The following is a 9,970-nucleotide window of genomic DNA, read 5'->3' on the forward strand; positions in this document are numbered from 1 at the left end:
GGGCCGGTTCGCCGCGGGCGAACCGGTGCGCGGCCACGGCGTCGGCGCCGAACCGGGACGCCACATCGCTGCGGGACAGTTCCGCGAACTGGCCGACGGTACGAATGCCCATGCGCCACAACAGGTCAGCCAGCTCGTCGCGTCCGGGCGCGGCCAGGCTCGGTTCGGTGGCCAGCTGCCGGATGGACAGCGCCGACAGGAAGCCGGCATCGCCGCCGGGTTCGACGATCCGGCCGGCACGGGCGGCGAAGACTGCCGTGGCCAGTTGGTCGGCGATACCCACCTGGCACTCGGCGCCCGCCGCGGCCACCGCATCGACAAGTCGTTCGGCGGCGGCCTGTTCGGAGCCGAAGTAGCGGGCCGCCCCACGGACCGAGAGCACCAGCAGGCCCGGCCGCAGCACCTCCGACCGGGGCACCAGGTCGTCCACGGCGACCGTCACGTTCTCGAAATGCCGGGCGTCGCGTGCCGGATCGGCGGGCGCCACGTGGAGTTGCGGACAGCGGGCCTGCGACTCACGGCGGCGCAGCCCGCGTCGCACCCCGCTCGCCCTGGCCGACGCCGAACACGCGATCACCCGGTTGGCCAGCGTGACCGCCACCGGTGCCGTCGGGACCAGCCCGGCTGCGGCCGTGGCGGCGACCGCGGGCCAGTCCATGCACCAGACGGCCAGCACCCGGGAGGGCACGGCGTCTCACTCCCCCACCGCGCGTAGGGCCCCGACGGACCGCCCGCACGCCCGCATGGCCAATCGCACCCGGCTGATGCGCCCACAGCCGGGCACCGGCCTGCCGGACCGGCCCGCTCCGCTCACCTCGTAGCCGCACACCCGGGCCTCCAGCCGCGCGGACGCCCCCTGCCACTCGCCGTCGGTGACCAGCAGGGTGCAGCCCTTCTGCCGCGCGCGGGCCACCACCGCCCTGGCCCGGCCCGCGGTCACCGAACGGCCGCCCAGCCCGAGCACCACCAGATCCATGCCGTCCATCAGCACCGCGGCCACCTCGACCGGGTCGGCCCCCGGGTCCGGGATGACGGCCAGCCGGCTCAGGTCCGCCCCCATCTCCACGGCGGCCAGCAGGCCCACGTCGGGCTGGCCCACGATGGCCGCGTGTCCGCCCGCGGCCGTCACCGCCGCCACCATGCTCAGCGACAGCGACCGGGCGCCCGTCGCCACCGCCACCGTGCCGCGCGGCAACGAGGTGGGCAGCAGTCCCGCCAGCGATTCGGGCAGCGGCAGCAAAGATTCCGACTCGGGCAGCAGGTCGGCCGACGGGGCCGCGCCGCGACGCCCGGAACCGACTTTCCCGCCGACCGCCGCCATCTGCCTGCGCAGGTGTTCTACCTGTTCAGTATGGTTGAGGCGGCGCAAATCCAGACTCGTCGCCGCTGTCACAGCAGCACCTCCAGCACCATCCGATTCACCCGTTGTTCGAATGCATGTTCGATGCTTCGAGTAAACACCTCGCCTCTGACACCGTCAAGCGGCCGACCCCCTCGTCAACCGTTTCCGCCGGCGGGCGATCCGCCGCGCCGACAGCACCGAATCACCCCCATGACGTCCTTGAACACGCTGGTGAAGCTCCCCGTCCAGATCGCCGAATCGGCCGGATCGATCGTGGGCCTGCGGTTCGGCACCGAGGAACCCCACCACCGGGTCACCGACCGGATCGGCGATGTGGAGATCCGGGTCTACGGTCCCCGGGTCGCGGCCGAGACGCTCGTCGCGGCCGACGACGACGCCGCGCGCAGCATCGGGTTCCGCCGGCTGGCCCGCTACATCTTCGGCGGCAATCACAGCGAGACCTCGATCGCGATGACCGCGCCGGTCGCCCAGTCGGGGGCCGGCGGTGAGCAGATCTCGATGACCGCCCCGGTCGCCCAGTCGGGCACCGGCGGCGGCTCGACGATCCGGTTCTTCATGCCGTCGAAGTACAGCCTCGAGACGCTGCCCGAACCCGACAGTGCCGCGGTGCGCCTGGTGACGGTGCCCGCGGAGACCGTCGCGGTGCTGCGGTACAGCGGCGACCGCAGCCCCGCTGTCGTCGCGCGCAAGGGCGCGGAACTGCTCGAGGCACTCTCGGGGAGCGGCTACCGGGCCGAGGGCGAGCCCGTGGCCTGGTTCTACGACCCCCCGTTCACGCTGCCCTTCCGCCGCCGCAACGAGGCCGTCGTGCCGGTGACGCCGCGCTGAGCGTTACTCCCACTCGATGGTGCCCGGCGGCTTGCTCGTGACGTCGAGCACGACGCGGTTGACGGCGGTCACCTCGTTGGTGATGCGCGTGGAGATGCGCTCGAGCACCTCGTAGGGCACCCGGGTCCAGTCGGCGGTCATCGCGTCCTCGCTGGAGACCGGGCGCAGCACGATGGGGTGGCCGTAGGTGCGGCCGTCGCCCTGCACGCCCACCGACCGGACGTCGGCGAGCAGCACCACCGGGCACTGCCAGATCTGGTTGTCCAGACCGGCGGCGGTGAGCTCCTCCCTGGCGATCGCGTCGGCACTGCGCAAGGTGTCGAGCCGGGCGGCGGTCACCTCGCCGACGATGCGGATGCCAAGCCCCGGTCCGGGGAACGGCTGGCGGGCGACGATGTCCTCGGGCAGCCCGAGCTCGCGGCCGACCGCGCGCACCTCGTCCTTGAACAGCAGCCGCAGCGGCTCGACCAGCCGGAACTTCAGGTCGTCGGGCAGGCCGCCGACGTTGTGGTGACTCTTGATGTTCGCGGTGCCCGACCCGCCGCCGGACTCGACGACGTCGGGATACAGCGTGCCCTGCACCAGGAAGTCGACGTCCCCGGCCTTGTCCTCCACCAACCCACGCACCGCGCCCTCGAATGCGCGGATGAACTCGCGACCGATGATCTTGCGCTTGCCCTCGGGATTGGTCACCCCGGACAGCGCCTGCAGGAACCGGTCGGCGACGTCGACGGTGACCAGGTTGGCACCGGTGGCGGCGACGAAGTCACGCTGGACCTGGGCCCGCTCACCGGACCGCAGCAGCCCGTGGTCGACGAACACACAGGTGAGCCGGTCGCCGATGGCGCGCTGGACGAGCGCGGCCGCCACGGCGGAGTCCACCCCGCCGGACAGGCCGCAGATCGCCCGGCCGTCGCCGATCTGCGCGCGCACCTGCTCGACCAGCGCGTCGGCGATGTTGGCAGGCGTCCACTTGGCGCCGATCCCGGCGAAGTCGTGCAGGAAGCGGCTGAGCACCTGCTGGCCGTGCGGCGAGTGCAGCACCTCGGGGTGGTACTGCACACCGGCCAGCCGGCGGGCGCGGTTCTCGAATGCGGCGACCGGGGCGCCGGTGCTGGTGGCGACGACGTCGAAACCCTCGGGCGCGGCGGTGACCGCGTCGCCGTGACTCATCCACACCGGCTGGGTGGCGGGCAGATCCGAATGAAGTTCGCCGCCAGCGACTTTCAGTTCGGTGCGACCGTACTCGCTGGTCCCGGTGCGCGCGACGGTGCCGCCGAGCGCCTGCGCCATGGCCTGGAACCCGTAGCAGATCCCGAACACCGGGACGTCCAGGTCGAACAGCGCCGGGTCCAGTTGCGGCGCCCCGTCGGCGTACACGCTGGCCGGACCGCCGGACAGCACGATCGCCTGCGGGTCGCGGGCCTTGATGTCTTCGACGCTGGCGGTGTGGGGTACGACCTCGGAGTACACCCGCGCCTCACGCACGCGACGGGCGATGAGCTGGGCGTACTGCGCGCCGAAGTCGACCACCAGAACGGGCCGCGGGCCCGAGGGATCGGCGGGAGAATTCACCGGCCCAGTCTAGTGGGGGGTGGGGAATCAGCTGCCCGGGTCGTCACGGGCGGTGGCGACCCGACCGGTGACGCCGATTCAGCGGCGCCACAACACGGCGACGCCGTCCTTGCCCGCACCCATGGCGCTGATGAACGCGTCGTTGTCGAAGCCGGGCAGCGCCTGCATCCGGGCCAGCACGCCGCCGACCTCGTCGAGGCCGAGCACCGTGTCCGGGCCGTCGCTGTGATGGCACACCAGGAACACGTCTTCGGCGTCCGGCCCGTCGGTCGTCGTCACCAGCGACACGTCGGTCAGCGCATCCCAGCGCACCTCGTCCACGCCCGAAGTATGCCGGTCAGCCGATGGCCGGGCTAGGCGAACGCCACACCGGATGCCGACCCCGAACCCGAACCCGGCAGCGCGTGCCACGGGCAGTACGCCAGGTAGGCGCTGACCGTCAGCACCACCGCCCGGTCCCGGTCGAGTTGCGGTTGGTCGACCATGACCTTGTCGACGACGGCGACGTGCGACACCCCCCGGTCGAGCGACGCGCAGATGCCGTGGGCGTACTCGAGCATCGCCCTGAAGTCGGTGAAGATGACACCGTCCCGGCTCAGTTGTTCGAGGAACTCCCCGTCACTGGGTGTCGCGCTCGCCGGGGCCGACAGCAGCAGCGCGGGCAGCACGGCCGCGACGGGCACCGCCATGCGCATCCGCCTCAGCAGCCTCATCGACATGCCCTTCTCGCCCGACGCTCCCTGACGAAGCTACCCCGCGGCCGGCAGGGCAAACGTAGAAACCGGACACACGCAGGGCTTTCATCCCACCGACAGCGTCACCGCCCACGTCCGACGTATGCCGCTCGACGAAAGTGGGCATTGAAGAGGTACTGCGCGTTCGACGACCCGACGGAAGCGAGGTGGCCAGTGCTTGGTCTGCCCGACGAAGTACGCACCTGCCTGTTCGACCTCGACGGTGTCCTCACCGACACGGCGAGCGTGCACAAGAAGGCCTGGCAGACGATGTTCGACGACTTCCTGCGGCAGCGGGCCGACAAGGCGGGTGAGCAGTTCGTGCCGTTCGACGTCGACGACGACTACCTGGAGTACGTCGACGGCAAGCGCCGCGACGACGGCGTCCGCTCGTTCCTGTCCAGCCGCGGCATCGAGCTGCCCGACGGCGACGCCGACGACCCGCCGGACGCCGAGACCGTCGCGGGGCTGGGCAACCGCAAGAACGACCTGTTCCAGCACACCCTGCGCACCGACGGCATCGAGGTGTTCGACGGCTCCCGCCGCTATCTCGAGGCGGTCGCCGCCGCCGGCCTCGGTGTCGGGGTGGTGTCGTCGAGCGCCAACACCCGCGACGTGCTGGAGGTGACCGGCCTGGCGCGGTTCGTCGAGCACCGCGTCGACGGGGTCACGTTGCGCGAGGAGAACATTCCGGGCAAGCCGGCACCCGACTCCTTCCTGCGCGCGGCGCAGTTGTTCGGCGTGGCGCCACCCGCGGCGGCCGTGTTCGAGGACGCGCTCTCCGGGGTCGCCGCGGGCCGGGCCGGCTATTTCGGCTACGTGGTGGGCGTCGACCGGGTGGGGCAGGCCGAGGAGTTGCGCCGCAACGGCGCCGACATCGTCGTCACCGACCTCGCCGAACTGCTGGACGAGTCGTGATCTCCCACGACGCCTTCCCCGTCGAGCCGTGGCAGGTCCGGGAGACCGAATTGGACTTCGACCTGCTCGACGAGTCGGAGTCGTTGTTCGCATTGTCCAACGGCCACATCGGATTACGCGGCAACCTCGACGAGGGCGAACCGCACGGAATGCCCGGCACCTACCTCAACTCGTTCTACGAGATCCGGCCACTGCCCTACGCCGAAGCCGGCTACGGCTATCCGGAGGCCGGGCAGACCGTCGTCGACGTCACCAACGGCAAGATCATGCGGCTGCTGGTCGACGACGAGCCGTTCGACGTCCGATACGGCGAGCTGATCGACCACGAGCGCGTCCTCGACCTGCGCGCAGGCACGCTGACGCGGTGCGCCCACTGGCGCTCGCCGGCGGGCAGGCAGGTCAAGGTGCGGTCCACGCGGCTGGTGTCGCTGGTGCAGCGCGGTGTCGCGGCCATCGAGTACGTTGTCGAGGCCATGGACGAATTCGTCCGCGTCACAGTGCAATCCGAGCTGGTGGCCAACGAGGACCAGCCGGAGACATCGGACGATCCGCGGGTGGCGGCGGCGCTCAAGACGCCGCTCGAGGCAATCACACACGAGAACACCGACACGTCGGCGGTGCTGGTGCACCGCACCCGCGGCAGCGCGCTGATGATGGCGGCGGCCATGGACCACGAGGTCGACGTGCCCGGCCGGGTCGAGGTGCACACCGATTCCCGCGACGACCTGGCGCGCACCACGGTGATCTGCGGGCTGCGACCCGGCCAGCAGCTGCGGATCGTCAAATACCTGGCTTACGGCTGGTCCAGCCTGCGCTCGCGGCCCGCGCTGCGCGACCAGGTCGCCGCGGCGCTGACCGGCGCACGCTACGTCGGGTGGCAGGGGCTGCTCGACGCCCAGCGCGAATACCTCGACGAGTACTGGGACTGCGCGGACGTCGAGGTGGAGGGCGACCCGGACATCCAGCAGGCGGTGCGGTTCGGGCTGTTCCACGTGCTGCAGGCCAGTGCCCGCGCCGAACGACGCGCCATCCCCGGAAAGGGGTTGACCGGCACCGGATATGACGGCCACGCCTTCTGGGACACCGAGGGCTTCGTGCTGCCGGTGCTGACCTACACGAAACCGAACGCGGCGGCCGACGCGCTGCGCTGGCGGGCGTCGACCCTCGACCTGGCCAGGGAGCGCGCCGCCCAACTCGACCTCGAGGGCGCCGCGTTCCCGTGGCGCACCATCCGCGGCGAGGAGTGTTCGGCCTATTGGCCGGCGGGGACCGCGGCGTGGCATGTCAACGCCGACATCGCGATGGCGTTCGACCGGTACCGCACGGTCACCGGTGACGACTCCCTCGAGGAGGAGTGCGGACTGGCCGTACTGGTCGACACCGCCCGGCTGTGGATATCGATCGGCCACCACGACCGGCACGGCGTGTGGCATCTTGACGGCGTCACCGGCCCGGACGAGTACACGGCCGTGGTGCGCGACAACGTGTTCACCAATTTGATGGCCGCGCACAATCTCCGGGTGGCCGCCGACGCGTGCACCCGGCGACCCGAGGCGGCCCGCGAGATGGGGGTGACCACCGAGGAGACCGCGGCCTGGCGCGAAGCGGCCGCTTCGGCGCACATCCCGTATGACGAGGAACTCGGCGTGCACCAGCAGTGCGAGGGCTTCACCACGCTGGCCGAGTGGGAGTTCACCGACAACACCTCCTACCCGCTGCTGCTCAACGAGCCCTACGTGCGGCTCTATCCGGCGCAGGTGATCAAGCAGGCCGACCTGGTGCTGGCGATGCAGTGGCAGAGCCACGCGTTCACCGACGAGCAGAAGGCCCGCAACGTCGACTACTACGAGCGGCGCACCACCCGCGACTCCTCGCTGTCGGCGTGCACCCAGGCGGTGATGTGCGCGGAGGTGGGGCACCTGGAACTGGCGCACGACTACACCTTCGAGGCGGCGCTGATCGACCTGCGCGACCTGCACCACAACACCCGCGACGGGCTGCACATGGCGTCGCTGGCCGGGGCGTGGACCGCGCTGGTCGCCGGGTTCGGCGGGTTGCGCGACGACGAGGGTGTGCTGTCGCTGGACCCGCATCTGCCCGACGCCTTCTCCCGGTTGCGATTCCGCCTGTGCTGGAGGGGTTTCCGGTTGACGGTGAACGCCGAGCACGACGAGGTGACCTACACGCTGCGCGACGGGCCCGACGGCGAGTTGACGATCCGGCACGCCGGTGAGGAACTCCAGGTCTCCACCGCGGAGCCGACCACCGTCGCGGTGCGGCGGCGCAAGCCGCTGTTGCCCGCGCCTCCGCAGCCGCCGGGCCGAGAACCGCTGCGGCGCCGGCTCACCGGCGAGGTGTGACCGCGCTGCGGATCAGGCGCCGCGTGCCTCCGCGGTGGTGGGGTCACGCCGGTTGACGTCCTCGGCGCTGGCGTTCCAGTCCAGCGCGGCGGGCGCTCCGGCAGGCACCACCGGATGCTCGGGCTCGATGGGGTCCAGCCGGCGGTAGCCCTCACCCTGCGCGGGCCGCAGATCCTCGGCGCCCTTGTTCGGCCACAGCGACGCCGCGCGCTCCGCCTGGGCGGTGATGCTCAGCGACGGGTTCACGCCGAGGTTGGCGGAGATGGCCGCACCGTCGACCACGTACAGCGTCGGGTAGTTGTACACCCGGTGGTACGGGTCGATGACCCCGTGCTCGGGGCTGTCACCGATCACCGCGCCGCCAAGGAAGTGCGCCGTCAGCGGGATGTTGAACAACTCACCCCAGGTGCCGCCGGCCACGCCGTCGATCTTCTTGGCGATGCGCCGGGTCACCTCGTTGCCCACCGGGATCCAGCTGGGGTTCGGCTCGCCGTGGCCCTGCTTGCTGTCGAGCATGCGGAAGCCGAGCTTGGTCTTCCTGGTGAAGGTGGTGATCGAATTGTCGAGGTTCTGCATGACCAGCGCGATCATGGTGCGCTCGCTCCAGCGCCGCGGGTTGAGCAGCCGCAGCGTGCCCTTCGGGTCGGCGCCGGCATTCTGGAACAGCTGCTTCCAGCGCGGCACGTCGGTGCCCTGCGGGCCTGCGCCGTCGGTCATCAGGGTCTGCAGCAGGCCCATCGCGTTGGACCCCTTGCCGTAGCGGCAGGGTTCGACGTGGGTGTCGTCCGTCGGGTGGATCGACGACGTGATGGCCACACCGTGGGTGAGGTCGAGATCGTCGCGGACCTCGAGCCGGCCCGCACCGACGATCGACTCGGAGTTGGTGCGGGTGAGCAGGCCGAGCCGGTTCGACAGCTTCGGCAGCTTGCCGGTGTCGCGCATCTTGAACAGCAGCTTCTGGGTCCCGTAGGTGCCCGCGGCGACGATGACGTGGGTGGCGGTGAACGTGCGGCGCTTCCGGCGCAGCAGCCGGCCGGTGTGCGCGGTCTTGACCTCCCAGAGCCCGTCGGGCCGCTGCTGGAGGCTGGTCACGGTGGTCATCGGATGGATCTGCGTCCCCGCCGACTCCGCCAGGCCCAGGTAGTTCTTCAGCAGGGTGTTCTTGGCGCCGAAGCGGCAGCCGGTCATGCACTGGCCGCACTCGATGCACCCGGTCCGCGCCGGGCCGGCGCCACCGAAGTACGGATCGGGGACGGTCTTGCCGGGCGTTTTCTCGCCGTCGGGGCCGAAGAACACCCCGACCGGGGTGGGCACGAAGGTGTCCCCGACGCCCATGTCCTCGGCGACCTCTTTCATGATGCGGTCGGCGTCGGTGAACGTGGGGTTGGTGACGACGCCGAGCATGCGCTGAGCCTGCTCGTAGTGCGGCAGCAGCTCGTCGCGCCAGTCGGTGATGTGCTTCCACTGCGGGTCCTTGAAGAACGGCTCGCGCGGCACGTACAGCGTGTTCGCGTAGTTGAGCGAGCCGCCGCCGACGCCCGCACCGGCCAGGATCAGCACGTTGCGCAGTAGATGGATGCGCTGGATGCCGAAGCACCCGAACTTCGGCGCCCACAGGAACTTGCGCAGATTCCAGGAGGTCTTGGCGAACTCTTTGTCGGCGAAGCGGCGGCCGGCCTCCAGGACGCCGACGCGGTAGCCCTTCTCGGTGAGTCGCAGCGCGCTCACGCTGCCGCCGAATCCCGAGCCGATGATCAGGACGTCATAGTCAGGCTGCATCACACCAGTATGAGTTACCGCTGGGTAACTTTTCTAGACAGGTGGACCTAAGTTGTAAAGGCGTCACACTTGCGCCGGCGCGGGTCAGGAGCCGACGGCCAGACCGACCTTCTGGAATTCCTTGAGGTCGCAGTATCCGGCCTTGGCCATCGCCCGGCGCAGCCCGCCCACCAGGTTCAATGAACCGAACGGATCGTCGGACGGGCCGTCCAGCACCTGCCGCAGCGACGGCCGCTCCCCCACCGCGACCTGCAGCAGTGCGCCGCGCGGCAACGACGGGTGGGCGGCCGCGGCCGGCCAGAACCAGCCGCCGCCCAGCGCCTCGGCCGCCGTGGCCAGCGGGGTGCCCAGCACCACCGCGTCGGCACCGCAAGCGATGGCCTTGGCCAGGTCGCCGGAGGTGTGGATGTCGC

At 70.8% G+C, this 9,970-nt stretch carries 9 protein-coding genes and 1 pseudogene; 3 read left to right on the forward strand and 7 right to left on the reverse strand.

The genetic code is table 11. The annotated features are described in order from the left end of the window. Both Q2100_RS24405 and Q2100_RS24410 read right to left on the reverse strand, forming a co-directional pair. On the reverse strand, positions 1-658 hold a 658-nt coding region (locus Q2100_RS24405), incomplete at its 3' end, for a DNA polymerase Y family protein (protein WP_456094147.1). A 36-nt stretch (positions 659-694) separates the two neighbouring features. Continuing rightward, on the reverse strand, positions 695-1,393 hold the full coding sequence (locus tag Q2100_RS24410; RefSeq protein ID WP_269893830.1) for a DnaE2-dependent mutagenesis accessory factor ImuA': 699 nt from the start codon (positions 1,391-1,393) through the stop codon (positions 695-697). 159 nt (positions 1,394-1,552) lie between these two features. Between Q2100_RS24410 and Q2100_RS24415 the strand changes: the two genes are divergently transcribed. Then, positions 1,553-2,191, forward strand: coding sequence for an SOUL family heme-binding protein (locus Q2100_RS24415; protein ID WP_264014936.1), 639 nt, complete (start codon positions 1,553-1,555; stop codon positions 2,189-2,191). Between the two features lie 3 nt (positions 2,192-2,194). Here Q2100_RS24415 and guaA read toward each other — a convergent pair whose 3' ends face one another. The 3 genes from guaA to Q2100_RS24430 form a co-directional block, all read right to left on the reverse strand. Beyond that, on the reverse strand, positions 2,195-3,766 hold the full coding sequence (gene guaA, locus Q2100_RS24420) for a glutamine-hydrolyzing GMP synthase (protein WP_302916136.1): 1,572 nt from the start codon (positions 3,764-3,766) through the stop codon (positions 2,195-2,197). Positions 3,767-3,844: 78 nt separating this feature from the next. Further along, positions 3,845-4,087 (reverse strand): hypothetical protein, encoded by a 243-nt coding sequence (locus Q2100_RS24425; RefSeq protein ID WP_302916137.1) that lies wholly within the window; start codon positions 4,085-4,087, stop codon positions 3,845-3,847. Positions 4,088-4,119: 32 nt separating this feature from the next. Further along, positions 4,120-4,479: a DUF732 domain-containing protein gene (locus Q2100_RS24430; protein ID WP_302916138.1), complete on the reverse strand. Its 360-nt coding sequence runs from the start codon at positions 4,477-4,479 to the stop codon at positions 4,120-4,122. A gap of 195 nt (positions 4,480-4,674) precedes the next feature. Here Q2100_RS24430 and Q2100_RS24435 point away from each other — a divergent pair, with 195 nt between their 5' ends. Continuing rightward, entirely contained in the window at positions 4,675-5,418 is a 744-nt protein-coding gene (locus tag Q2100_RS24435) for a beta-phosphoglucomutase family hydrolase (protein WP_264014940.1), read from the forward strand. After that, the gene (locus Q2100_RS24440) at positions 5,415-7,778 is read left to right on the forward strand and encodes a glycoside hydrolase family 65 protein (protein ID WP_302916139.1); all 2,364 of its coding nucleotides are present in this window, start codon (positions 5,415-5,417) and stop codon (positions 7,776-7,778) included. The genes Q2100_RS24435 and Q2100_RS24440 overlap by 4 nt, the downstream gene beginning before the upstream one ends. Before the next feature lie 12 nt (positions 7,779-7,790). Here Q2100_RS24440 and Q2100_RS24445 read toward each other — a convergent pair whose 3' ends face one another. Beyond that, positions 7,791-9,557, reverse strand: coding sequence for a GMC oxidoreductase (locus Q2100_RS24445; RefSeq protein ID WP_264014942.1), 1,767 nt, complete (start codon positions 9,555-9,557; stop codon positions 7,791-7,793). 84 nt (positions 9,558-9,641) lie between these two features. After that, a pseudogene (locus Q2100_RS24450) lies at positions 9,642-9,970 on the reverse strand (GuaB3 family IMP dehydrogenase-related protein); the annotation flags it as partial.

This window comes from Mycolicibacterium arseniciresistens (assembly GCF_030519285.1).
In the GTDB taxonomy this organism is placed as follows: Bacteria; Actinomycetota; Actinomycetes; order Mycobacteriales; family Mycobacteriaceae; genus Mycobacterium; species Mycobacterium arseniciresistens.